The following is a 21,735-nucleotide window of genomic DNA, read 5'->3' as shown; positions in this document are numbered from 1 at the left end:
ATATAAAGAAATAATATTAGCGGGGTGTCATATGGATAATCAATACGTTGTAGGATGGGGAACGCTGGCTCTAATTAATGCCGGATTAGCGCAAGGTAAAAATCGAACCGGTCTGAACTGGTTCTTATTATCTCTTGCTTTAGGACCGCTTGCTACCTTCATCTTACTGCTGGTTGAAAAACGATAAAATTAGCACAAAGCTCATTACATTGAGCTTTTTCTTTATTCTTCAACTATAAGTGCTCTCCAAACCAAGTAAAAAAAGCACTGCTTGAAATTTTTTTCTAGGCTTAATATGCATAAATCTATTCATCATTCAGACTGAGTTCCGCGGCATTTTTTGATTAAAAACCTACATCTACTCTTTAGAAATAGGGTATTGGCCCTTTTTAAGCTTTTTTTCTTTCTCTTCTTGCAATAAAACCAAAAGAAAGAATAACGCTTTTATTCTATGCTTTTTCAATTATAGATTAACTTGTTTTCTTCAGATGATTACCATTTACACGGGAAAGCTGTGCATCTACTGAATGAGGTCAAAATTCCTGTATTTCTCAATCTGTAGGATGAATAAATACTCATTTGCTTCATTTGACAAAGAAATAAATGCTGTGTAATTTAAGTAACATACCCCATCTAAACTGTTTTTAGAAAGGATTAAGTAGCAAGATGCGTACAAAAAAAGAAGAGTGTATAATTGATGAAATGGGAAGAGTATCCCTTTCTTCTTTGTTTATGCAACTAACGAAACTCGAGACGAACGACAAAGTTCTTTTACGGAGCTGTGATGATTGGATTATTATTGATCATCATGATGAAAATGTCCCCGTTCCTTCTCATATCTTCATTCGAACAATTGACCATATGGGTAGAATAGTCATTCCCAGATCCCTACGAGATGACTATGAACTTAAGCCCTTTGATTATGTAGAACTATACTTAGTAGAACAGCAAATTGTTGTGAAAAAAAGAGACGAAAAATCGATAGCGCTTTCACAAAAACCTGCGGCGTCTCCTCCTTATTATGCATCATTAACCGGACGGCAGATTCAGCTCACTTCTGAACTGTTAACGTCAGTCGAATTGGTTGCAAACATGGAGGTTCAATTTTTTATTAACCAAGAAAATAACATTGTGATTCGAAAATATGAAATGAGTTTTGGTAAGAAAACGTCTTTAACATTTACGGCTCAATCTCGAAAAATTGATGACCGTTTTCGACTTACTATTCCTAAAAAGCTGCGAGATGATTTCTCTATTCACTCAGGTACAATGTTAAAAATAAAGAAGGGCAATAAGCAGCTAATTTTAGAAAAAGTGGAAAATGAAAAAGAGATTAGCAGCGTATTATCTCAGCAAATAGACGCAGCAATTGTTGAAAAATTACCGAAATAAGAACGACGCCAAAAACAAATGGTTTCCTACGGATTCAAAGCAAAAGCTAAGAGTTACGCATAGACTGACCCTTTCTATACTCAACTCTTAGCTTTTAGACTTATCTTCCATAAACGTGTACAAGCCGGTTACTCCACATGATAGCACTATCTCCAAAATAAAACACCATTTCCATATTTATTTAAATCATTGTAAATAATTTGAATATATGATTATAATAAGGTACTTTGCATAAAGGAGGCTGATTTAGTTGAAGATCTCAACAGGAGCTGAATTTTACGATAATGACGAGACGTTTTTGGCCTATACAAAACGCCGGCAGCAAAAAGAAAATGCCAACGATACGATTGAAAAACCGGCCATTTTACAGCTTCTAGGTGATGTTGCAAATGCAAACGTTTTAGACTTAGGGTGCGGAAACGCTGGATTTGGTGCGGAGCTTCTTGCACAAGGCTGTTTCTCTTATACCGGAGTAGACGGCTCTATCAATATGATAAATGCAGCTCAGCAACAGCTTTCAAACTATCCAAATGCAGAAGTGATCCATGAACCGATGGAGCACTATACTCCGCCCCGTGACAAATATGATTTAGTTACCGCAAGACTGTCTCTTCACTATATAGAAGACTTAGCTTCCATTTTTACTAAAGTAAATCAAGCACTCAAACCTGAAGGAAGGCTTATTTTTTCCGTTGAACATCCAGTTATTACGTCTACTCTTCAGCCTTCCGCTCTCCGCACAAACTGGACCGTGGACAACTATTTCTTCATGGGATTCCGTCAGCAGCACTGGATGGGTGGATACGTTCAAAAGTATCATCGCACGCTTGAAGAGTACTTTTCTTTGATGCAGCAAAGTGGATTCACCATTACAAATTTAAAAGAAGCATGTCCTCAAAATGAACATTTCGACAGCGCTGAAACTTACGAGCGTCGAATGCGTATTCCTTTGTTTTTACTGATGAGCGGTGTGAAGAATAGATAAATAAAAGAGATTGAGACATAACTCAATGGATTCAATCTAAAGACGAACAAACAGGATTAACAATCTAGCATGGATGGCTACACCGCTGTTAATTTCCGTGCAAGGCTTCGCTTTCCGCGGGAGTCTTCGCCTTGTCCTCCAATCAACCGCTAGAAGCACCTACATACATGAAATCTGCGTTCACCCTAACCATGAAAAAATCCGAACGAGTTAGATTCCCATTAAGAATCTTCACCGTTCGGATTTTCTTTTAACTAAAATACTTTTGTTCTAGCCTCTCTCGTACCTTTAAAACCGCTTTTTGTTTAAACTTAGCGTATGTTATTTATTCACGCTCACGTTATAAAATACAGGTCCTAAGTTAAAGTCATAGCCTTTTACATGTGTAGACACGGCGTTAATATTTACTTTATGACCAATTAACGTAAACGGAAGCTCATCCCATACGTATTTCTGCGTAGCATCAATGGCTGGTCTCGCATCTTTTACAGAAGCAGCCGCTTTAATTTTATCTAAGTACTTTGTTGATTTCTCAACAGGAGCGCCCCCTGACGTCCAAAGCCCTTGGAAAATGGTTGAACGCGCCGCCCAGTCTACCGGGTAAATATCCCATGCTTTAGGATCATTTACTTTATCTGTAAACGTTGCCCAGTCATACACTTCTAGCTTTACTTTTACACCGATTTTTTCAAGCTCTTGCTGGACGATAACAGCCGTATTGTACTGATCTTGATAATCGCGTGAAGTTAAAAGACGCAGTTCCTGCCCGCTGTATCCAGCTCTTTTCAAATAGCTTTTTGCTTTCTTTTCATCATGCTGATTGTACTCTTCTTTTCCTGCTTCACTGTAATAGTTAGGAAATTTTTTATTCACAATCGATGAAGTCAGTTCATAATAATCCGAATCGCCGTATGAACTTGATAAAATATCTTTTGCATTAATCGTGGCATTTACAGCTTTTCTAGCATTTAAATCGCTAAAGAACCCTTCTTGCGTGTTATAAAATAAACCAATAAATCCTCCTGGAGCCAGCTTGTTCTTAACGTTTTGCGTACTTTCAATTTGTGCCGCATTGTCGCTTGAAACACCTAAGGCAATATCAAACTGTCCAGCTGTAATGCCTGAAATTCTAGTAGATTCATCGCTTAAAAAACTAATTTTAATTTCATCTACGTGAGGAGTCTTTTTAATTTTTCGTCCTTTTGAAGAATAATCTTTAAATCTCTCTAGCGTGATATATTGATTCTTTTTCCATTCCTTCACTTTAAATGGCCCTGTGCCAACGAACTCAGTAGCTCCTTCAGCAGGTGCTTTTTCGATAATTTCTTTTGGAAAAATAGCGGCTGCCGGAATTGGATCTGCTAGCAGTGCCAGCGTATTCACGTTCGGTGTTTTCAAATGAAGCTCAACCGTATAGTCTCCTGTTCTTTTAACTTGTGAACCAACAAAGTTTGTTTTGCCAAGTGAAGACAGCTTAATCCAGCGGTTAATCGAAGCTTCTACATCGTCCGCTGTCATTTCCTTTCCGTTATGAAACTTTACGCCTTTTCGCAGCTGAAACGTGTAGACTTTTTTATCATCGCTTATATCAATTTTTTCTGCTAAATCAGGCTCTACATTGCCTTTACTATCAAAAATAACAAGTCCTTCGTAAATATTTCGCGCCGCATCTTTAACTGAAGAATTTCCAGTAATCTGAGAATCTAAAGTTGTTGGCTCGCTTTGAAACGCAATGTTTAGCGTACCTCCGTCTTTTTGAGCGGCACTGGTGCTTTTATCGCCTGAGCTTGCTTGATTATTGCTGCACCCGGCAACAAATAAAGCAATCACAATAAATAATAACCATTTCACCTTAACCTGTTTCAACGTCATTCCCCCAATAATTAAAATCACTTTTTAAAACCCACTATTTTTGTAAGTTTAGTAGGGATATAAACCATCCTACCACCTTTCCATTTGTTTGTGAAATTAGCAAAATTAAACTATTTCTTTACGATTACTGATTCAATTTTTCTTGTCTCAATTCTTAATTCTTAGTATGTTTATAAGTAAAGTATTTTATCTAAAGGAGGATATTATGAACTCTGCCATCCGTCTTCATACTAAGTAAATACAGTAAACCCCTATAGACATGACGAAAAAAGCATCAAAGCCTTTTGTTAGAGAAACAAAAGCTTTGATGCTTTTTTAAATAAAGATTTACTTAGCGTTTGTGCTGATATAATGTTTAATTACTTCATAAACATAGTCTTGGCAAGCGGCTGCTGTATTTGGATTATATTTTCCACCGTTTACTTTGTTGTTAGATAACACTCTGATACCCAAGAATGGAACGTCGTAGCTTCCTGCAATTTGTGCTGCCGCTGCGCCTTCCATTTCTTCTACGGACGTCCCGAACTTAGTATGGAACCACTTAATTCGATCCACTTCGTTATTCCACGTGTCTGCTGATCCTATCGTTCCTTCAACCACTTTTCCTTTTTTATATGTATCTTTTACTGCATTTGCAGCCGCAAGTAACTTCTTATCTCCTTCATAATAACGAGCTTTTTCAGCATTAGGATCTTCTCCAGCGCTTCCTTCAGAAGCCATTAAATCCATCGGCTTCCAAGCAGTAGGATCCATTCCTTCCTCTTCTTTTTTATCTTCTGTTTTTAAAGAGCCTATATTCGTTGTTCGCTTTCCTAATACAATATCAAACACGTTCAGGTTTTCATCATGCCCGCCCGATGTTCCTTGGTTGATAATTGCTTTAGGATGGTATTTTTCTATAGCTATCGCTGTAGCAGCTGCCGTGTTTTCCATTCCTTTTCCTGTTTTAACCACGATGACTGGATAATTATCGACAGTTCCTTTGTAAAAAACAAAATTCCCTGACTTTTCTTCTTTTACATTTTCTAATTTTTTAGCGAATTTCTGCGCTTCTATCGGCATCGGTCCTTGCACAATAATAGGCTGCTGCTTCTGTTTATCTCCAGCTTCTTTTTTTGAAGCTGAATTACACCCGGCAAGTATAGATAGCAGTAAAACCATACCAATAGTAAATAAAGCCCCTGTTTTTAACATCTTGTTTTTCATAGATCGTTACTTTCACTCCATTTCGTTTTGCTGTTTCATACACTCGATGATTGGACAAAAGAAAAAAACCTAGAGCATGTTTCATGGTCTACGTTTTTTAGAGTCAAAGTATAAGAAATTAAGTACGGAATACAGCTTCTGTCTGGGTAAACCGAACATTTTTATACTTTAACTCGTAGTCCAGTTCTTTGAATGGGAACCAGGTAGAGACACTTAGACCATATTTCCAAGCATATACGAGTAATATTTTTCACTGTCTAAATGTATCAAATATAAAATGGTTATTCAATATAAAAAGCGAATATTTTAATATTATTTATTTTAATTGTTCGTCTTTAGTCAATTCTTACTAAATGTATGACAAATCCCTATTTCAAAACAAAAAAACCGAACCACTAATCAAAGATTTTGATCAATGGTTCGTTTTTCACTTCGTCTAAAATACTTTTGTCCCAGACTCTTTTTCTACTTACTATTTACCGTTCTACCTTCATTTAACGTTTATTGGCAGCGGTGCATGTGACGCTACAAGCTTCTGTTCACGCATTTCTTCCCAGAAGGCTGCCGGAATTACCGTGTTTAATGCCGCTTTGTCTTCTGCAATACGCTCTGGACGACTGGCGCCAGGAATAACGGCAGCAACCGCTGGATTAGCAAGCGAGAACTGTACAGCAGCAGCCTTAATGCTGATCTGATGACGATCTGCAATGGCTTTGATTTTTTCTACTTTTGCCATAATGTCTGAAGACGCTTTTTGATATTCAAAGTGTGTACCTCCAGCAAGAACGCCTGAGCTGTATGGTCCGCCGACAACGATGTCCATATTATGCTTTACAGCTTCGGGCATCACTCGCTGCAGCGCACGTTCATGATCTAACAGCGTGTATCGACCAGCTAACAGCGATACATCGGGCTTTGCTTCTTCCAATTCCAGCATAATTTCGATTGGTTCCACTCGGTTTACTCCAAGTCCCCATCCTTTTATAACTCCTTCTTCGCGCAAACGTGTAAGCACACGAAATGCGCCCGTTCGAGCAGATTCAAATTGTCCTACCCACTCATCTCCATAAAAATCTTGCGCAACATCATGAATATACACAAAGTCTAAGCGATCTGTTTTTAAACGGTTTAAGCTTTGCTCAATTGAACGAAGAGTTGCATCAGCGCTATAGTCATTAATAATTTTATTTTTACGGCCGAATTCAAAAAGCCCGCCTTTTTCTCCCATATCACGTGAAGATATATCTTCCAATTCATCTGAAATGACGCGACCTACCTTTGTACTTAGCACATACTCATCGCGGTTTCTTTTTGATAGTGCTTCACCAAGGCGCATTTCTGCTAAGCCAGCTCCGTAAAGAGGGGCTGCGTCAAAGTAGCGGATGCCGCTTTCCCAAGCAGCATCAACCGTTGCGATGGCCTCTTCTTCTGGAATATTGCGATACATATTGCCTAGTGGTGCTGTTCCAAAACCTAGTTTTCCTTGCAGTATCTCTCTCATATGAATAAAACCTCCTGAAATTTTTATACCTCTATTTTAGAATTTGATTCGTATAATCAATCTATTAAATGTCTTATTATTCCCTGACAAAATTTATTATGAAGCATACAAACACGAAAAAAAAGTACGCACTTTAAAGTAATATGGGAACTAAAAAGTAACCTACTAAGATGCAAATGAGCTTTTTAGACTCTTTTTTCTTTATACCCTTTCTACTTCTTACTCATGCAAACAAACATTTTGCATACAATAAGCAGAAAGCTACTTTATAAATGAGGTGAGAATTTTGAGAGATGAATACTTCAAAAAAATTGAAGATAAGCTCGATAAGCTTGATGAAATGGACGATTCCACAATGAAAGAAGAACAAAAAGATGAGTATTTTCAAAGTTTGCTAGATGATATGGATGATTTGTTAAAAGACATGCGCCAGAGAGAAAAAGACTCCGACCATCTTGTCAGTGAACATATGAAAACGGTTAATGACATATTTGATAACGCAATCAAAAACTTAAAAAAAGACCGAAATTAGCGTTACCATGCTTCTCCTTCTTTTCAATATACTGATTTTTCTGTTTTTTTAATATAAAAACATAGAATTTCATATGTAAAAATGGTATTTTCAGTATACGCAAACTGTAGGAGTGAAAAGAGGAATGAAAAACGGTCACTTTAAAGAACGAGTAAAAACGAAGGAAGAGCTTCGACGTATAGTCGGCGCGCCTAACAAATTGGCGCATCAAAAAATAATTCCTTATTTAGATCGACACTGCCGGGAATTTATTAAACATTCCCCTTTTGTCATCATCGCTACAGCTGATCATAAAGGAATTTGCGACAGCTCTCCACGAGGTGATCATGCTGGTTTTGTACAAGTCGTCGATGAGAAAAGGCTGTTGATTCCAGAGAGGCGCGGCAATCAAAAAGTAGATTCATTGGAAAATATTTTATCTAATCCTCAAATAGGGCTGCTTTTTTTAATTCCAGGCATAGAAGAAACGCTGCGTATTAACGGCAAAGCTTGCATTGTAAAAGAAAAAGCGCTGCTTGAAACAATGGCGGTTCAAAATAAAACTCCTCTGCTCGCTATCGGCGTCGAAGTACAAGAGTGCTTTCTCCACTGCAGCAAAGCGTTCAAGCGATCAAAACTGTGGAACCCAGAATCTTGGGAAAGAGTCGAAACGCTTCCTTCTGCAGCTAAAATAGTCGCAGAACACGCAGGCTTTTCCACCCTAGAAAGCCTCAACAATCCCGAAGGAAGCAAAACCCAGCACCTTTATGAAAAAAAGCCGCTATAATGCGGCTTTTATCATTTTACCATCAAAAAAAATATACCTCCAGCAATGATCAGAACGGGTAACAAAGCAAGAAGCACGCCTTTTTTCGAAGATCCTATGTATTCATGATCACCATAGGCGCGGCCTACTCTAAAATCTACTTTCACCTGAGATTCTTCTTTTTTATGTTCTTTTTTCATCCTCTTTGCCTCCTAGCGGCATTTGAGCGTCGATTTGCTTGATATGATGCTCCAAATGAGCGATATAATCTTTAGCCAACCACTGGAGCGAAACGAACTTTCCATCTCCTAGTTCGAATTGATACGTATGCTTTTCTGTTGGTATATGCAAAAGAACGGAAGCAATTTGCTTATTTAAACTGCGCCACAGGGCAACTACTTCTGCCATCGGCGTATCTTGATAGTGCTGCAGCTCTACCCATTCATCTTGTTTATAAGGCGTCAGTACACAAGGATTTTTTTCATGCTGCACGTTGATAAAGCGCTGCAAATTGTGAATGGCAGAGTCACATAAGTGGCCCACAATTTCTTTTGGTGACCATTTCTTAGGAGCAGGACGGTTTGACGCCTCTGCTTCAGAGAGTACTTCAAGCTTTTTAGGAAGCTTTACCATCCATTCGTTTAACTGAACAATCGTCGTTTCCATGTTCATTTCTCCTTTAAACACGTTTTTTCAAAAACCTTCCCCATATAATATTCATCGACTGATTTTCCATCTACAACGAGTGAACATACTTTTTTCCCTTCTATTTTAAAGCCCATCTTTTTATACAGCGAAATGGCCAGTTCATTATGTGTCATAACCGTTAGCTCTACTCGTTTAATGCCGCTCTGCGCTGCCCATTTCTCCATTTCTTCAAACAACGCAGTGCCGATACCTCGGTTTCCATAAGAATGAAGCACGCCAACAGCTAAGTATGCGCTGTGTTTTTTTCGGTTAACGCTTCCTCCAATCACAGATAAATGACCAACAAGCTGTCCGTCTTGTTCCGCCACTAAAATGGTTGAGTTCGGCATCTTTAAAAAAGTGGTAATCATTTTTTTCTGCTGTTCAAGCGTAATCGCACGCTCATTTTCCTCGTACAGCATATAGGCGGTTTCTTTATCAAGCTTTTTATTTAACGTTAAAAAAGCGGCTGCATCAGAAGCTGAAATTTCTCGAATCACGTTTACCCCTGCTTTCGTCAATAGTAGTTAACTAGAAAAAAACGTTAATAAACGGATAAAATCCTTACACACGTGCTGAACGTTTTCCAAGAAACGCAGTGAAGATAAAACATATACTAAAAGCGACGGCTGAGACGAAGAAGCCAAGCATCCATCCTAAAGCTCGCATAAACGTATCTTCATTGGGATACAGAGGCTTAACGCTTAGCCACTGGATCACCATAATCAATGCGACTATCAAGTAAAAGCTGCTTCCTGTTAAAGCCATTTTAAGACGATTTTTAAATGACCCTGTCCACGCTGCACTAAAGGCGCTCCACGTAAAAATACTTACAATCGTCGCTAAAAACATAAGAACAAGATGTAAATAAGGGATATTAGTAAAGATAGGAAGAAAGAGTAAACATATTGTAGTACCAAAATATAAAGCATTAATGCCAAACAAATAGCCTCCGCTCAGCCAATGGTTTTGAAACCACTTTTTCTTGCTGAGACGTTCTACCACTCCGCTGGGAACCCACAGCGTACGCGAAAAAATAATCATCACCAGCACAAGTACCATGCCGGCCAAAAAGAATGTTGACACCTTTTCATCAGCCTTTCTATTCAAAATAAATATGGTTAATTATACTATTAATAACAAAATTAAACTATTGTTTTCTTTACTAATGAAGAGGCTGAAACAAACGTATTTTATTAGTGGTAGGGAAATTTGAACGATGCATTGAGATTCTTGGTAGAGAATTAAATTCGTTCGGATTTTTTATGGATAGGCTGAATGTAAGTTTTATGTAGGTAGCTGCTTATAGCTGTTGATTGGAGGGCAAGGCCAAGACTCCTGCGGGAAAAGCGGAACAGGTGAGACCCCGCAGAAGCGTAAGCGACGAGGAGGCTCACCGGCCGCCCGCGGAAAGCGAAGCCTTGCACGGAAATTAACAGCGGTGTCACAAACAATTCATATGAGCTCATTTATCCTATTTGTTCGTCTTTCAATGGGAGTAATTTAGAGATGTCTTAATCTCTATTTACATTCTTCCTCCAGTAAACGGATTGATTTCTCCTGTTAAATCACGTCCTGCTTTCTTTTCTTCGTAAGCGATGCGCTTGCCAATCGCAATTTTATTCCAAATTAGTGGAACCCAAATACACGCTCCGAAAAAAATCATCCAAAAAAGTTCTCCCATTTCTTCCACCCTTTCTTTTTTTGCTTTTATTTTGAAGACAATAAGAAACGCGCATACGGTTTTTATTCTTGATTTGAATCACTCATGCCGTATGAAAAGAAATAAACCAGGACTGATAAAGCCATTCCGTAAGCGGTCCAAGCCGCTAGTAAAATGGCGTACTGATGATTGATAAAAAACACTCCGCTTGAAATCAGCAGCAGTATAAAACTAATCCATTTTATTTTTTTCATTACTCTATCCCCTTTACTTAACCTTTTACAGTAAGTTTCTTATTGTCTACTTGTTATTACGGACAAAATGTATAAAAGTTCCATTTTTTTAAAAAATAACTGAAAAAGAATTTGATAAAACGTTCAACCATCGATTATCATATACCTTAAAGTAAGCTTTACGATTCATAAGTGGGAGTGAACAATCTTGTCTTATAGCATGAAAGAAATGAATGAAAAAACCGGGCTTTCCGCACCAACTTTACGCTACTATGAAAAAGAAGGAATCCTTCCTTTTGTAGAGCGTGATGAAAATGGAAAGCGCCTCTATAATGATACGAATATTGAATGGATCCGTTTTGTCTTAGCTCTGCGCTCAACAGGCATGCCGCTTGCAGAAATCAAGCGCTATGTAGAGCTCTATAAACAAGGGGAAAGCACGATTAAAGAACGAAAAAACATGATGCTTCAGCACAAAGAAGCGGTAGAAGAAGAAATGGCCAAAACCTTTAAATACCTCGAGCAAATTAACTACAAGTTGGCTTTGTACGACTCACTAGAAGCAAGGTTAGAGCAAAAAGAAATTAAAATATAAACACAAAAGTCCGCAGGTGCACCTGCGGACTTTTTATCAATACAGTGAATTTACGGTGTTTAGCAGTTCTTCTGACCATGTCCAATCGCTGATTTCAACTGCATCTGTTACGTGGTGCAATTTACTAGCTCCGATAATGCTTGATGTCACAGCGGGCTGATTTAGCACCCATGAAAGAGCAAACTGAGACAAGCTTACTTCATGTTGTTCTGCTAACTTGCGATACTGCTCCACCAGCTGAAAGTTTCGGTCAGTAAAGTAGTTTCGCAGCAGCTTTTCACCATGTGCAGCACGACTTTCTGGCGGCACGTCATTTGGTGTTTTATATTTGCCTGAAAGCATGCCGCGCGCTAACGGACTGTATACCATAACGCCTACACCTTCGGATTGACTAAACGGCAGCAGCTCTTGCTCAATTTCACGAGAGAGAAGATTGTACTGAGGCTGAACGGAAATAAATTTTTCAAGATCCATGTTGTCACTAATATGATGAGACTTTGCGATTTGCCACGCGGCATAATTGGAGCAGCCAATATAACGAACTTTGCCTTGACGAACTAAATCATCTAGCGTGCGAAGCGTTTCTTCCATAGGGGTATGGTGATCAAAAAGATGAACTTGATAAAGATCAATGTAGTCCGTCTGCAGTCGTCGCAGCTGATTATCAACTTCTCTCATAATATGTGTGCGTGAAAGACCTTGATCATTTTTGCCTTTTCCTACGGCAATGCCGACTTTTGTTGCAAGCACAACATCATCTCGTTTTCCTTTTAACGCGCGTCCAATAATTTCTTCAGATTCCCCTGTGCCATATCTAAACTCTTCATCCTGCCCTTTTCCGTAATAGTTGGCTGTGTCAATGAAGTTAATTCCATTTTCAATGGCGCTATGTAAAATAGCTGCCGACACTTTTTCGTCAATCCATCGTCCAAACGCCATGGTACCTAGACATAAATTTGATACTTCCAGACCTGTTGTTCCAAGCTTTCGATATTGCATCGATACCCTCTCCTTTTTATTTCTGTTTATAGTCACTATTATCATACACCTTAATGTGCACTTTAAGACAAGCCTTGAGCGTGCGTGCATATACAAAAAACTGTTAGGAATAGGCAGTGCTTCTAGCAGTTTTTTGGTTCATTTCCCGCTTATTTTTTTACAATTCGCTTCTTCATTAGACATAATATGGTAAGATAAATCATAGCTTACCCATTATCGAAACTACATTAAGCTGCCGCCGTTAAAATCACGGCAATTCCATTAAAACAAGCGTGAATGATCATACTAGGAAGCAACGACTTTGTTTTTTCGTACACCCAAGCGAATACGAGACCTGAAAAAAAGTTAACGGGCAAGGTATTGTACGTTGGAATATGCACCAGCATAAAGATAAACGAACTTCCCGCCAATCCAAATACAATCCCTCCTTTACGTTTCAGCCACGTATAAAAAAAACCTCGGTAAATAATCTCTTCGTAAAAAGGTGAGATCACAGCAGCTGAAACAAAAGCAAGTATAAATGAAAACAGCGACAGGTCATGCTGTAAACTGGCTGTTTTTTTATTTTCATACGTCATACCAAACCATTCCATGAGTACAACAATTGCCACACTTCCTAAGATCAGCACAAAAAGCCAAAAAAGAATGAGCGGCCAGTGACGTTTTGAAAACGATTGAAAACCAATTTTTCTATCACCAGCCTGCACCATCAGCCAATACAGAGCTGATAAAAACACAGTTGCCATAACAAATCCAGTAGCTGTTCCAGCATAGAGCTCACTTTTAAATAGCGACTGGAAAACGTGCTGCAATGCTCCTTCAATGAAAACAGGAACACCAATAAACGTAACGACTAGCATAATTACAAATGATTTTATTGTCCATAATCCTTGATTTTGTTGTTTCAATTTACTTCGCCTCCCTTTTACATATATTCAGTGTAAAAGGTGACGTAACGTTACCTGCAAGCATTTTTTTGGAGGGATTAAACATGATTTATTTTTCTACGGGGCAAGCCGCTAAAAAATTAGGACTCACGGTGCGTACGCTTCGTTACTACGATCAAATCGGATTGCTTCATCCATCGTCAAAAGCCGAAAATGGAAAACGCTCCTACTCAGAAACGGACTTAGTCACACTAGAGAAAATTACCCTGTTAAAAAACTTAGCCGTTCCTTTGCGAGATATTGAACTTATTCTTCATCAAGTAAGTATTGATGAACTTTTAGCGATTCATCAGCAAAAACTTCAGCAAAAAGCTTCAGAAATTCAGCGAGCTTTAGAACACACCCACACTCTTCGCAACAGTATAAAAATAGAAGGTGAACTAAACTGGAAGCAGCTCCTTCCTTTAGTTCACAATCAGCCTACTACGCAAAGCAGCTGGACTGATCTGCTTTCAATAGAAGAAAGTGAGATTCTGCAGCGTGATATGCCTAAACTGGAGAATGAGAGTGCTGATAAATGGATCAGTATCATTAAACGAATTCAGCTGTGTTTAAAGCATCAGCGTGCACCACAGTCTGAAGATGGCCAGCTGATTGCGGCGGATATACTGCTTTTATCAAGTGAGCTATTTGGCCCTCATACCGATTTAGAGAAAGCCTTTTGGGATATTCGCAAATCTCCTGAGGCATCCAGTTCACTTAATCTCTATCCTATTGACAGCGAAGTCCTTCAATTTATTGAAGATGCGATTATTTTTTACGAGCAACACATAAAGGAATGAAAGTATTGAAAAAAGAAAAGCTGTTTGCTAATTCTTCTTATAAAAAATTATTTATTTCAAGTACTGCGGCAAGCTTCGGAGATTTATTTGATATGTTTGCGGTGATGACGCTTTTTACATACGTGTGGCACGCAAATTCCCTCTGGATTACGCTTATTCCTGTCGCGTACGCTTTGCCTAGCATCCTGCTAAGTCAAGCAGCTGGAAATTTAGCAGACCGCTACAACAAAGTACAGCTGATGTTTCTGTCTGAACTAGTCCGTCTTCTGTTTACATGTCTGTTATTTTTCACAAATGAACCGCTTTTGGCACTAGGGGTGCTGACGCTGCGCTCTATGAGTTCTGTTATGAAAGTGCCCGCACAGCTCGCTTGCGTTCGAGAAGTGGTCAAAGAAGACCAGCTGCTGCAGGCCTCTACTTTACAAAACATTATGTTTCAAATTGCCAAAGTTGTGGGACCGTTTCTCGGAGCCGCCGCGCTGACGTTTACAACACCTAAAGCATGTATTTTAGTTAACGCCGCAGCTTGTATGATTTCTATCGGCGTGCTGTTTTCACTTAAAAAAGCAGGTAAAAATATTCAAGGGCAAGCTGCTCGTTCTTCCCATCAACCGAAAGAAACGTACTCAAACGGTTGGAAACTCGTTTTTCAGCACCCGATTCTTTTACGTGTCGTTGTTTTGTTTCACATTTCATACTTTGTCGTCATGCTTGTTGATGCTCAAATTAGCATCTTTCTTCGAGATGTGCTCCCTCATAACCCGGAAATGCTCGGCTGGCTGCTTTCTGGAATCGGGCTGGGAGCGCTAACAACAGGAGTGTATCTTAATCGAAAAAAACAGGTTCACCATCCATTTAGACTTTTATCACTTGGACTGCTTCTATTTGGAGGTTCTTTATTTTTTATTAGCTGCTTTAACCCAGCCGTTATGTCGCGCTATTTTATTTTGATTGCTGCACCTATCGGTGGCGCCGGAGTTGGACTTAATTTGCTGCTGTTTAACTATATCGTTCAAAAGTACAGTGACAAAGAGCACCTAGGGAAAGTGTACGGATTCATTAACACCTTAACGAGCGCCGTTTTACTTACTGCTCCTGTTCTTGGAGGCATGGTCGTAAAGCTCGCAGGTGCTCAGACGACTTTTTTAACGGCGGCAATCATCGTAGTAGTCATTGGATTTGTGAGTATGGTGATGCCGCTGCGTGATAAACCGGAAAGAAACGTTCAGATTGACGCATAAAAAATATCTTTCCTTATTCCCCTGCAGCTGGCTGGATTTTAGGGACACTGCTTTTGCTAGGAAACTCTTTTTATACGAGAAGATACTTACATCGAAGAACAGCCAAAAAGTAAATATCAGTCCGGAGCCGTATATACAAACCTTCATTCGGTTATGGTAAAATAGATAAGCAAAAACTGGATGTAAGGAGATTTTTAGTTTGAAAACGGGATTAATATCTGGCATTATATCTTTAATTATTGTAATTATCATTTCTATTACAGCAGGCAACTGGCAGTATATTTACTATATTTCAGGCCCTCTTGGCATATTACTTACGGCAATTGCACTCGTAACCTTACTGGATACATTTCGATTTGAAACGAGAGGACCTTACTTTACCCCGGTCCGGCAGCGAGAGGATACAGAATGGATGAAACGTTTTATTATTGCAGCCGTTCCTCATTTAGTTGCTTCTTGTATTTGTATTTTATTTTTATAGAGCTCAAAAAAAGGTTAAAACATAACGAAATGAAGCTAACCTAAAGACGAACAAATGAGATACATGAGCTGAACCGCTTGTTACACCGCAGTTGATTTTCGTGCAAGGCTTCGCTTTCCGCGGGCGGCTGCTGAGCGCCTCCTCGTCGCTTGGCTCCTGCGGGGTCTCACCTCTTCTGCTTGTCCCGCAGGAGTCTTCGCCTTGCCCTCCAATCAACTGCTAGAAGGAACGAAACAGATAAAACTATATTTACCATCGTAAAAAAACGAACCACTAATCAAACATGTTAATTAGTGGTTCGTTTTTCACTTGCGCTAAAGTACTTTTGTCACAGCTTCTTTTCTCATTTACGAAATGCCGCGCGACATACCGTAATAATCAATACGGTAGTCCACAGATCCCTCTGCAAATACATTTACAGCTGATTTGGAATCTTTTTTCGGGAAAACGCGGGAAGTGAAGACAATTTTGCCGCCGTTTATATAAATTTCGACAATGCTTTTGTCGACAAATACGCGAACATCGACTTCATTTGACGCCGTCCATTTTTCAGAGCGAACCACACCGTATTCCGCTGCATATTGATGGTGGAATGAAGAGCGGTCGAGTCGCACTTCTTGCTTTTCTGTATCAAACACGAGGCGAAGCTCTTCTTCTTTACTATTAAACAGCTCTAAACCAAACTGTTTGGCCGCTATCTCGCGGAACGTCATATTGATTTCATAGGCATTGTTTGTTGCTTCATCAATGATCACTTCTTCATTTCTTAGCGTTCCTCTAAAATGAACCGCTTGATCTCGAAGCTTATTTAACTCTTCTACAGGCTTTTGAACAAGTTCATTTCCTTCAAGCGAAAGCTCACGAGGAAGCGTTAATGCATGGGCCCATCCGTATTCGTCTGATGGATAGTCAACGTCCGGGTTTCCAATCCATGCAAACAGCAAGCGACGTCCGCTTTCATCTTGGAACGTTTGCGGTGCATAAAAGTCAAACCCTTTATCAATTTCACGGTAATACTCCATTTCAAACGTTAAACTTTCCACATCAAATGTTCCCACCGCGTAAATCACATTATAAATATTATGAAAATCGTGGCCCTCCGCTTTGATTCCTTGCGGTGAAAAGACAAACACATCTTTTCCGTCCAGTTTAAAGTAATCCGGGCACTCCCACATATAGCCAAAGTCAGGAAGCGATGTTTGAACTTCGCCTTTAAATGACCACTGAAGCGCATCGCTTGATTCATACACAATTAATGCGCCCGTTTCGTTTTCACGCTGAGCGCCTAGCAGCATATAATATGTATCATTTTCTTTCCATACTTTCGGATCGCGCACATGTCCTGTATATCCATCAGGAACGCCTCGTACCGCTGGATTATGCGTGTATTTTTCTACACTTCCATCCCTGTTTAGCATCGCGATACATTGATTAGCTGAACGTGAGCCGTCTTCGTATTTTACATTCCCCGTATAAAACAGCAGCCCTTGACCATCTTTTTCAATCGCGCCGCCTGAGTATGCGCCGTGCGATTCATATTCTTCCGTTGGCGTTAACGCAACCGGAAGGCGTTCCCACGTTACTAAATCCGTAGATTTCACATGAGCCCAGTGCTTCATTCCATGCATCGCACCGTACGGATACCACTGATAAAACACGTGATATTCACCGTTTAATTGAATCAATCCGTTTGGATCATTCATCAGCCCGTACTGTGGATGAATATGATAAATCGGCTGCCAGCTGTCTTTGATTGCTTTGTCTTTTAATACTTCTAACTCTCCAGATTTTGCTTCTAAAATCGTTCTGTACTTCGATTCAGCCATTTCTTCAATCCCTCCAGCATTTAAAAAAAGAGAACGTATTCCCCTTGCCCTCTATGATATAAAATTTCAAGTGAAAATGCTACCAAAGAACGAATGTTGTCGTTTTCTTGTGTCGGATTTTATAGATAAGTTTTTTTCTGTTTTTATAGCAGAAAAGAAGGTTTTTCTGTCAGGTGGTTGAATACTATATACAATCAAATTTCACCAGCCTGTACGAGCGTCCGACGGCACTTGCAGATTTTTTTAGCGAATCATTTGCGTTTTGCAGGAAGTATTCAACAAAATGGTAAACCCTTCATATTACATATTATAAAAGGAGGAAATGTCATGACAAAAGAAAACGTAAAAGAAACGGTGGGTAAAGAAACAAAAGGTGGAAGCAAAGAGTTATTAGTCGGCACTTTAGTAGGCAGCGTAGTGGGTGTAACAACAGCTTTACTAGTAGCGCCAAAGTCAGGAAAAGAGCTGCGTGCTTCTATTCAAGACGGAGCGAATCAAGCACTTGCTAAAACAGGTCAAGTGAAAGAAACGGTATATGCAAAAGGCCAAGACCTCAAACAGCGCACGGCTCGTCTTTCACAAAAAGTCTCCGAACAATCTTCGCAAGTTGTCAACAAAGTGAAATCTCTACGCACTGCTAAAGAACAGCCGCTTGCAGAAACGGCTGCAGCAGAAGAGCTTGAAACGACAGAAATCGTTCAAGATCCTGTTCTTGAAGCTGAAGCGGTGCAAGAAGAATTAAATACAATTACGCAAGAAGTAAGTGACTTAGAACAATCTGTCGATGAAACAAGACGTTAATAACGAGCTGTAGAGATATCTCTACAGCTTTTATGTATATTCGCTATCCTTCCTTCCACCCTTCAAAAAAATAGCCTCCATACGGACACGGCTCTGATTCCGGCAGTTCTTCATAACGCTGTCCGCTGTAATACTTCGCCAGCACAATCTTAGGCTTAAAAGCCGCTACCCCTTCACTGTCTTCTTGCTCCGCTCCGCGTTCTCTCATCAAACAAAAAATATCCATTCCCGCAAACTCTCCGTACCCTTGATAGCACGACTCATAATAAACTTTACCAGGTGTCACCAAATAACACTCCCGCTGCCACGACGGCTGCTTACTGTAGACACTCGCAACACTTATTCCACTCACTGCACACTTCCAGCTGTAAATTCCAACCATATAACGCCTCCAACGATTTAATAGTCTATTCATCTACAACTTTTGATGAAATCAAACGTCCTGAGAAATGTGCAGCATTTTATCGTCGACCAAAAACCTACGCTACCAGATTCCCTGACCCCTTGAATTCCCCCAAAAAGGTCCACGTATGCGGAAGTTGGCAGCCCGCAAGGGAGGACAACTTCCGCTTAGGTCTAGCTCTGTTTCCTTGGCTGCTCTTTAGCCATGGAGACAGAGCTACATCGATAAAAATAAAAAAGGTCTGATAAATCGACCATTTCTGGTGATTATCAGACCTCAAGTTTTTCTGCATTTGAGCGGCTTATTTGCTGTTCAAGCGATTTAGCCAGCAGGACAATTTCATGATCTACATATTTTGTTTTGATTTCTTCAATTTCCATTAATGTTTTAGAAAAGCTTTCTGCATTATTTCCCTGTCTGTGCTGCACATCTTTAAAGAAATCAAGCAGTGCCTCGTTAGACTGCGTTGGACGGCTAAAATCAATCGTGTACATTTTGTACCCCAGTGTTAAATTTGTTGTAGTTGTCATAATTATTTCCCCCATTCTTCCTATAGTGATATATCTTCTACTCTTTACCCTTTAATTCCTTCTTTTTAACCTAAATTAATTATTTTTTTCAAAAAAACTTCCCATTATAAGAAAAAACACCCTTATAACAAGGATGTTAGAGTATTCTTCCCTTCGGTACAATTCCAGATGCAAAGTCATCTTTGAACTTAAAGCTAGCAGAATTGTTTTCCTCTAGAAAATGTATTTCCCATTTAAAGACGGGATATTCAGGCTTGTACATTTCGACTTTCTGATCGGGATTTTCTTCTAATCTTGTAATTACTCGTTTGAATCCTTCATATGCAATCCACCAGTCGCTTCCGGTTTCATCGGTAATAAAACAAATAGAACCGTCAATTAAATGAAGGTTTTGCTTGATATCATCAGCATTGGTAAAATACGCATTTCCAAACGTTTGAAGACAACGATCGCAATAACCTGCTTTGCCTCCATCTTTATAAATCCAGTGTGCGATTGGCTCACTGCAGTCTTTACACGTATTCGTCACTTCTTGAAGAAATGTCTTACCGCTCCACTGTTCTTTTTCATTTTCAAACACGGTCCATACTAAATAACTTTCCGTTTGCTCTGAAATAAAAAGGCGAAACGGCTCGTCTCGATGCCAAAAATGAATATTCTGTTCGTCTGATTCTTCAAAGTCTATGACAAAATTATCTCGTTCTAATATATGTCGAATAACATTGGTTAAAAAGGTAACATCCATACAAGGACCTCCCGTACTAAGCATAGCTTCTAGTAATATAGCGTTTATGAGTTAAAACATATCACGCGCGCTGAAATAACGTCAATAATTACCTCTTGCTTTCTCCGAAAACTGGAAAAGAAATGGTCAAACGCGCTATAATGGTAGTCATGTTAAAACGGAAAGGAGATTTTATGAAGTTTACCGTTCAATCAGCTGCACTTTTTCTTCTCTTTTTTATTTGTTTAAGCGGCTGTTCGGATAACGCCGAGCAGTCAAAAAAGCCAGCCGGCTATTTAGTTCAAGGGCGCATTTTACAAGTGAAACAGAATGAAATCCTTATTGCAAACGTCATTCCGCGAGATACCGCGCTTGACTATACAACAAAAGAAATACTTGGTTCAAGCGATGTACAGCCTATCTATGTAAAAGTTGCGGGTGATCAAACATACAAAAAAGGACAGCTCGTTAAAGCATGGCTCAAAAAAGACAAAAGCGTTCAGTATTCTGTTCCCGCAAAAGGCGAGGCTGTGGAAGTCAACATTTTAAAACAGCCGTAGAAAAGCTCCTGTTACAGGAGCTTCCTTCGCGTCAGCGGACGTTCGGTCCGATTCATTTTATGCTGTTCAAAATCCCACTTTTCTAAAAAGCGCTTGGCTGATATATAACCAGATTCATATAAAAACTCGATTTCTTCTTCCTTTAAGGCAAAATCCGTTGCCGTAATCACACCCGTTGGAATTTGTACGGTTCGTTCTTTTGTCTCCGCGTTCAAATACCGCAAATCGTGAGCTTGCAGCATCGTTGTAAACATGCTTTTAAATAAATGGACAGGCGTTGGAATAATAGCAGCTGTATCAATTTCTTCTTTTACAAATCGAAAACCAAACGTCGGGAAACGCGGATGCTCCGTATCAAACAGCCAAATCGGAAAATTGCTTAAAAGCGCTCCATCGACAATGTATGACCTCTTGAACCCTTTGGATTTCCAAATGACGGGACGAAAGAAAAAAGGAATGGACGCACTCATCATCACGGCTTGTGAAATCTTCATATCGCTTGGCTGCATTCCGTACCGGGGCAAATCGTCAGGGAGCACAAGCATCTGTCCGTTCGAAATATCTGAGGCAATAATTTTCAGCTTATCTGCAGGCAAATCTGCAAACGTTTCGATTCCTTTTTCACGCAGCAGACCGTACACCCATTTTTCCAAATAATCATTTTTATAAAAACCTAAATGAACCATCAGTTCAATCAAGTTGCCAATGAGAGGAATTCGGTTAATGATCGTTTTCCCGCGAAACTTAGCATAGTCCATGTTTTGAAGCTCCTTGCGAATTTCCCCGCTTTTATAGCCGCTCGCCAAAAGTGCCGCAATCAACGCTCCGGCTGACGTACCTGCTAGACGCTGCCATTCTACATTGCTTTCTTCCATTGCTTCAATCGCACCCGTGAATGCAATTCCTCGAACGCCTCCCCCTTCAAACACAGCATCTGCTTTCACATTTTTCCCCTCCCTTGTAACTCTCTAGTTTTTATATACCCTTTTTTATATTCGGATTTTCGCTACCCCATACCTTTTATTTTTTC

General features: G+C 39.6%; 29 protein-coding genes and 1 riboswitch. Of the genes, 12 read left to right on the top strand and 17 right to left on the bottom strand.

The window, feature by feature from the left end:
- Positions 1 to 31 precede the first annotated feature (31 nt).
- The 3 genes from ACH0CI_RS05370 to ACH0CI_RS05360 all read left to right on the top strand — a co-directional run bounded on the left by ACH0CI_RS05370 (position 32) and on the right by ACH0CI_RS05360 (position 2,377).
- On the top strand, positions 32 to 187 hold the full coding sequence (locus tag ACH0CI_RS05370) for a hypothetical protein (RefSeq protein WP_014458731.1): 156 nt from the start codon (positions 32 to 34) through the stop codon (positions 185 to 187).
- A gap of 479 nt (positions 188 to 666) precedes the next feature.
- Positions 667 to 1,392: an AbrB/MazE/SpoVT family DNA-binding domain-containing protein gene (locus tag ACH0CI_RS05365; protein WP_406900984.1), complete on the top strand. Its 726-nt coding sequence runs from the start codon at positions 667 to 669 to the stop codon at positions 1,390 to 1,392.
- A 250-nt stretch (positions 1,393 to 1,642) separates the two neighbouring features.
- Positions 1,643 to 2,377: a class I SAM-dependent DNA methyltransferase gene (locus tag ACH0CI_RS05360; RefSeq protein ID WP_328141744.1), complete on the top strand. Its 735-nt coding sequence runs from the start codon at positions 1,643 to 1,645 to the stop codon at positions 2,375 to 2,377.
- Between the two features lie 321 nt (positions 2,378 to 2,698).
- Here the strand turns inward: ACH0CI_RS05360 and ACH0CI_RS05355 are convergent, their stop codons facing one another.
- The 3 genes from ACH0CI_RS05355 to ACH0CI_RS05345 all read right to left on the bottom strand — a co-directional run bounded on the left by ACH0CI_RS05355 (position 2,699) and on the right by ACH0CI_RS05345 (position 6,956).
- Positions 2,699 to 4,249: an ABC transporter substrate-binding protein gene (locus tag ACH0CI_RS05355; RefSeq protein ID WP_406901371.1), complete on the bottom strand. Its 1,551-nt coding sequence runs from the start codon at positions 4,247 to 4,249 to the stop codon at positions 2,699 to 2,701.
- Positions 4,250 to 4,576: 327 nt separating this feature from the next.
- On the bottom strand, positions 4,577 to 5,455 hold the full coding sequence (locus ACH0CI_RS05350) for a 5'-methylthioadenosine/S-adenosylhomocysteine nucleosidase (RefSeq protein WP_406900983.1): 879 nt from the start codon (positions 5,453 to 5,455) through the stop codon (positions 4,577 to 4,579).
- Between the two features lie 156 nt (positions 5,456 to 5,611).
- Positions 5,612 to 5,715: riboswitch (purine riboswitch) on the bottom strand.
- A 230-nt stretch (positions 5,716 to 5,945) separates the two neighbouring features.
- Positions 5,946 to 6,956 carry an aldo/keto reductase gene (locus tag ACH0CI_RS05345; protein WP_335707499.1) on the bottom strand — a complete coding sequence of 337 codons (1,011 nt, stop codon included), beginning with the start codon at positions 6,954 to 6,956 and terminating at the stop codon, positions 5,946 to 5,948.
- Between the two features lie 286 nt (positions 6,957 to 7,242).
- On the opposite strand from ACH0CI_RS05345, the gene ACH0CI_RS05340 reads away from it, so the two are divergent.
- Both ACH0CI_RS05340 and ACH0CI_RS05335 read left to right on the top strand, forming a co-directional pair.
- Positions 7,243 to 7,488: a hypothetical protein gene (locus tag ACH0CI_RS05340; protein WP_028409779.1), complete on the top strand. Its 246-nt coding sequence runs from the start codon at positions 7,243 to 7,245 to the stop codon at positions 7,486 to 7,488.
- A gap of 124 nt (positions 7,489 to 7,612) precedes the next feature.
- Entirely contained in the window at positions 7,613 to 8,254 is a 642-nt protein-coding gene (locus tag ACH0CI_RS05335) for a pyridoxamine 5'-phosphate oxidase family protein (protein WP_098626191.1), read from the top strand.
- Positions 8,255 to 8,265: 11 nt separating this feature from the next.
- On the opposite strand, the gene ACH0CI_RS05330 is transcribed toward ACH0CI_RS05335, so the two are convergent.
- The 4 genes from ACH0CI_RS05330 to ACH0CI_RS05315 all read right to left on the bottom strand — a co-directional run bounded on the left by ACH0CI_RS05330 (position 8,266) and on the right by ACH0CI_RS05315 (position 9,982).
- Positions 8,266 to 8,433: a hypothetical protein gene (locus ACH0CI_RS05330; protein WP_406900981.1), complete on the bottom strand. Its 168-nt coding sequence runs from the start codon at positions 8,431 to 8,433 to the stop codon at positions 8,266 to 8,268.
- Positions 8,417 to 8,899: a DinB family protein gene (locus ACH0CI_RS05325; protein WP_406900980.1), complete on the bottom strand. Its 483-nt coding sequence runs from the start codon at positions 8,897 to 8,899 to the stop codon at positions 8,417 to 8,419. The genes ACH0CI_RS05330 and ACH0CI_RS05325 overlap by 17 nt, the downstream gene beginning before the upstream one ends.
- A gap of 2 nt (positions 8,900 to 8,901) precedes the next feature.
- Positions 8,902 to 9,420, bottom strand: a complete 519-nt coding sequence (locus tag ACH0CI_RS05320) for a GNAT family N-acetyltransferase (RefSeq protein ID WP_335707501.1) — start codon at positions 9,418 to 9,420, stop codon at positions 8,902 to 8,904.
- A 64-nt stretch (positions 9,421 to 9,484) separates the two neighbouring features.
- Complete coding sequence (locus tag ACH0CI_RS05315; protein WP_335707503.1) at positions 9,485 to 9,982, bottom strand: hypothetical protein; 498 nt, start codon at positions 9,980 to 9,982, stop codon at positions 9,485 to 9,487.
- A 250-nt stretch (positions 9,983 to 10,232) separates the two neighbouring features.
- On the opposite strand from ACH0CI_RS05315, the gene ACH0CI_RS05310 reads away from it, so the two are divergent.
- Entirely contained in the window at positions 10,233 to 10,427 is a 195-nt protein-coding gene (locus tag ACH0CI_RS05310; RefSeq protein ID WP_406900979.1) for a hypothetical protein, read from the top strand.
- 18 nt (positions 10,428 to 10,445) lie between these two features.
- On the opposite strand, the gene ACH0CI_RS05305 is transcribed toward ACH0CI_RS05310, so the two are convergent.
- On the bottom strand, positions 10,446 to 10,604 hold the full coding sequence (locus ACH0CI_RS05305) for a hypothetical protein (protein WP_162200723.1): 159 nt from the start codon (positions 10,602 to 10,604) through the stop codon (positions 10,446 to 10,448).
- Positions 10,605 to 10,666: 62 nt separating this feature from the next.
- Positions 10,667 to 10,837 carry a hypothetical protein gene (locus tag ACH0CI_RS05300; RefSeq protein WP_165573631.1) on the bottom strand — a complete coding sequence of 57 codons (171 nt, stop codon included), beginning with the start codon at positions 10,835 to 10,837 and terminating at the stop codon, positions 10,667 to 10,669.
- Positions 10,838 to 11,024: 187 nt separating this feature from the next.
- Between ACH0CI_RS05300 and ACH0CI_RS05295 the strand changes: the two genes are divergently transcribed.
- Entirely contained in the window at positions 11,025 to 11,411 is a 387-nt protein-coding gene (locus ACH0CI_RS05295; protein ID WP_335706781.1) for a MerR family transcriptional regulator, read from the top strand.
- A gap of 36 nt (positions 11,412 to 11,447) precedes the next feature.
- Here ACH0CI_RS05295 and ACH0CI_RS05290 read toward each other — a convergent pair whose 3' ends face one another.
- Together ACH0CI_RS05290 and ACH0CI_RS05285 are read right to left on the bottom strand one after the other, a co-directional pair.
- A complete protein-coding gene (locus ACH0CI_RS05290) occupies positions 11,448 to 12,410 on the bottom strand; it encodes an aldo/keto reductase (protein WP_406900978.1) in 963 nt (320 codons plus the stop codon).
- A gap of 227 nt (positions 12,411 to 12,637) precedes the next feature.
- Positions 12,638 to 13,318: a CPBP family intramembrane glutamic endopeptidase gene (locus ACH0CI_RS05285; protein WP_154973223.1), complete on the bottom strand. Its 681-nt coding sequence runs from the start codon at positions 13,316 to 13,318 to the stop codon at positions 12,638 to 12,640.
- An 83-nt stretch (positions 13,319 to 13,401) separates the two neighbouring features.
- Between ACH0CI_RS05285 and ACH0CI_RS05280 the strand changes: the two genes are divergently transcribed.
- The 3 genes from ACH0CI_RS05280 to ACH0CI_RS05270 all read left to right on the top strand — a co-directional run bounded on the left by ACH0CI_RS05280 (position 13,402) and on the right by ACH0CI_RS05270 (position 15,861).
- Complete coding sequence (locus tag ACH0CI_RS05280; protein WP_028414973.1) at positions 13,402 to 14,139, top strand: MerR family transcriptional regulator; 738 nt, start codon at positions 13,402 to 13,404, stop codon at positions 14,137 to 14,139.
- Positions 14,136 to 15,380: an MFS transporter gene (locus ACH0CI_RS05275; RefSeq protein ID WP_406900977.1), complete on the top strand. Its 1,245-nt coding sequence runs from the start codon at positions 14,136 to 14,138 to the stop codon at positions 15,378 to 15,380. Before ACH0CI_RS05280 ends, ACH0CI_RS05275 begins: the two co-directional genes overlap by 4 nt.
- Positions 15,381 to 15,579: 199 nt before the next feature.
- A complete protein-coding gene (locus ACH0CI_RS05270; protein WP_028414975.1) occupies positions 15,580 to 15,861 on the top strand; it encodes a hypothetical protein in 282 nt (93 codons plus the stop codon).
- Between the two features lie 3 nt (positions 15,862 to 15,864).
- Here the strand turns inward: ACH0CI_RS05270 and ACH0CI_RS05265 are convergent, their stop codons facing one another.
- On the bottom strand, positions 15,865 to 16,077 hold the full coding sequence (locus ACH0CI_RS05265; RefSeq protein ID WP_406900976.1) for a hypothetical protein: 213 nt from the start codon (positions 16,075 to 16,077) through the stop codon (positions 15,865 to 15,867).
- A 131-nt stretch (positions 16,078 to 16,208) separates the two neighbouring features.
- A complete protein-coding gene (locus ACH0CI_RS05260) occupies positions 16,209 to 17,687 on the bottom strand; it encodes a glycoside hydrolase family 32 protein (RefSeq protein ID WP_335706778.1) in 1,479 nt (492 codons plus the stop codon).
- 327 nt (positions 17,688 to 18,014) lie between these two features.
- Between ACH0CI_RS05260 and ACH0CI_RS05255 the strand changes: the two genes are divergently transcribed.
- Entirely contained in the window at positions 18,015 to 18,488 is a 474-nt protein-coding gene (locus tag ACH0CI_RS05255; protein WP_013058548.1) for a YtxH domain-containing protein, read from the top strand.
- 43 nt (positions 18,489 to 18,531) lie between these two features.
- On the opposite strand, the gene ACH0CI_RS05250 is transcribed toward ACH0CI_RS05255, so the two are convergent.
- The 3 genes from ACH0CI_RS05250 to ACH0CI_RS05240 form a co-directional block, all read right to left on the bottom strand.
- A complete protein-coding gene (locus tag ACH0CI_RS05250) occupies positions 18,532 to 18,870 on the bottom strand; it encodes a hypothetical protein (protein ID WP_335706777.1) in 339 nt (112 codons plus the stop codon).
- 290 nt (positions 18,871 to 19,160) lie between these two features.
- Positions 19,161 to 19,421 (bottom strand): hypothetical protein, encoded by a 261-nt coding sequence (locus tag ACH0CI_RS05245; RefSeq protein WP_016765166.1) that lies wholly within the window; start codon positions 19,419 to 19,421, stop codon positions 19,161 to 19,163.
- A gap of 136 nt (positions 19,422 to 19,557) precedes the next feature.
- The gene (locus ACH0CI_RS05240; protein WP_335706776.1) at positions 19,558 to 20,166 is read right to left on the bottom strand and encodes a hypothetical protein; all 609 of its coding nucleotides are present in this window, start codon (positions 20,164 to 20,166) and stop codon (positions 19,558 to 19,560) included.
- A gap of 173 nt (positions 20,167 to 20,339) precedes the next feature.
- Here ACH0CI_RS05240 and ACH0CI_RS05235 point away from each other — a divergent pair, with 173 nt between their 5' ends.
- Positions 20,340 to 20,705 (top strand): DUF3221 domain-containing protein, encoded by a 366-nt coding sequence (locus ACH0CI_RS05235; protein ID WP_406900974.1) that lies wholly within the window; start codon positions 20,340 to 20,342, stop codon positions 20,703 to 20,705.
- Positions 20,706 to 20,716: 11 nt separating this feature from the next.
- On the opposite strand, the gene ACH0CI_RS05230 is transcribed toward ACH0CI_RS05235, so the two are convergent.
- Positions 20,717 to 21,649 carry a patatin-like phospholipase family protein gene (locus ACH0CI_RS05230; RefSeq protein WP_028414980.1) on the bottom strand — a complete coding sequence of 311 codons (933 nt, stop codon included), beginning with the start codon at positions 21,647 to 21,649 and terminating at the stop codon, positions 20,717 to 20,719.
- Positions 21,650 to 21,735 lie beyond the last annotated feature (86 nt).

This window comes from Priestia sp. 179-F W1.4 NHS (assembly GCF_045369295.1).
In the GTDB taxonomy this organism is placed as follows: Bacteria; Bacillota; Bacilli; order Bacillales; family Bacillaceae_H; genus Priestia; species Priestia zanthoxyli.
Note: the sequence above shows the minus strand (reverse complement) of the source record. Positions and strands in the feature narration are given on the sequence as shown.

Bases quoted from the DNA above. Each gene is read 5' to 3' on its own strand.
- ACH0CI_RS05370 (WP_014458731.1), top strand. From the start codon at position 32: ATGGATAATCAATACGTTGTAGGATGGGGAACGCTGGCTCTAATTAAT.
- ACH0CI_RS05365 (WP_406900984.1), top strand. From the start codon at position 667: ATGCGTACAAAAAAAGAAGAGTGTATAATTGATGAAATGGGAAGAGTA.
- ACH0CI_RS05355 (WP_406901371.1), bottom strand. From the start codon at position 4,249: ATGACGTTGAAACAGGTTAAGGTGAAATGGTTATTATTTATTGTGATT.
- ACH0CI_RS05350 (WP_406900983.1), bottom strand. From the start codon at position 5,455: ATGAAAAACAAGATGTTAAAAACAGGGGCTTTATTTACTATTGGTATG.
- ACH0CI_RS05345 (WP_335707499.1), bottom strand. From the start codon at position 6,956: ATGAGAGAGATACTGCAAGGAAAACTAGGTTTTGGAACAGCACCACTA.
- ACH0CI_RS05335 (WP_098626191.1), top strand. From the start codon at position 7,613: ATGAAAAACGGTCACTTTAAAGAACGAGTAAAAACGAAGGAAGAGCTT.
- ACH0CI_RS05330 (WP_406900981.1), bottom strand. From the start codon at position 8,433: ATGAAAAAAGAACATAAAAAAGAAGAATCTCAGGTGAAAGTAGATTTT.
- ACH0CI_RS05325 (WP_406900980.1), bottom strand. From the start codon at position 8,899: ATGGAAACGACGATTGTTCAGTTAAACGAATGGATGGTAAAGCTTCCT.
- ACH0CI_RS05315 (WP_335707503.1), bottom strand. From the start codon at position 9,982: ATGGTACTTGTGCTGGTGATGATTATTTTTTCGCGTACGCTGTGGGTT.
- ACH0CI_RS05305 (WP_162200723.1), bottom strand. From the start codon at position 10,604: ATGGGAGAACTTTTTTGGATGATTTTTTTCGGAGCGTGTATTTGGGTT.
- ACH0CI_RS05300 (WP_165573631.1), bottom strand. From the start codon at position 10,837: ATGAAAAAAATAAAATGGATTAGTTTTATACTGCTGCTGATTTCAAGC.
- ACH0CI_RS05290 (WP_406900978.1), bottom strand. From the start codon at position 12,410: ATGCAATATCGAAAGCTTGGAACAACAGGTCTGGAAGTATCAAATTTA.
- ACH0CI_RS05280 (WP_028414973.1), top strand. From the start codon at position 13,402: ATGATTTATTTTTCTACGGGGCAAGCCGCTAAAAAATTAGGACTCACG.
- ACH0CI_RS05275 (WP_406900977.1), top strand. From the start codon at position 14,136: ATGAAAGTATTGAAAAAAGAAAAGCTGTTTGCTAATTCTTCTTATAAA.
- ACH0CI_RS05260 (WP_335706778.1), bottom strand. From the start codon at position 17,687: ATGGCTGAATCGAAGTACAGAACGATTTTAGAAGCAAAATCTGGAGAG.
- ACH0CI_RS05255 (WP_013058548.1), top strand. From the start codon at position 18,015: ATGACAAAAGAAAACGTAAAAGAAACGGTGGGTAAAGAAACAAAAGGT.
- ACH0CI_RS05250 (WP_335706777.1), bottom strand. From the start codon at position 18,870: ATGGTTGGAATTTACAGCTGGAAGTGTGCAGTGAGTGGAATAAGTGTT.
- ACH0CI_RS05245 (WP_016765166.1), bottom strand. From the start codon at position 19,421: ATGACAACTACAACAAATTTAACACTGGGGTACAAAATGTACACGATT.
- ACH0CI_RS05240 (WP_335706776.1), bottom strand. From the start codon at position 20,166: ATGGATGTTACCTTTTTAACCAATGTTATTCGACATATATTAGAACGA.
- ACH0CI_RS05235 (WP_406900974.1), top strand. From the start codon at position 20,340: ATGAAGTTTACCGTTCAATCAGCTGCACTTTTTCTTCTCTTTTTTATT.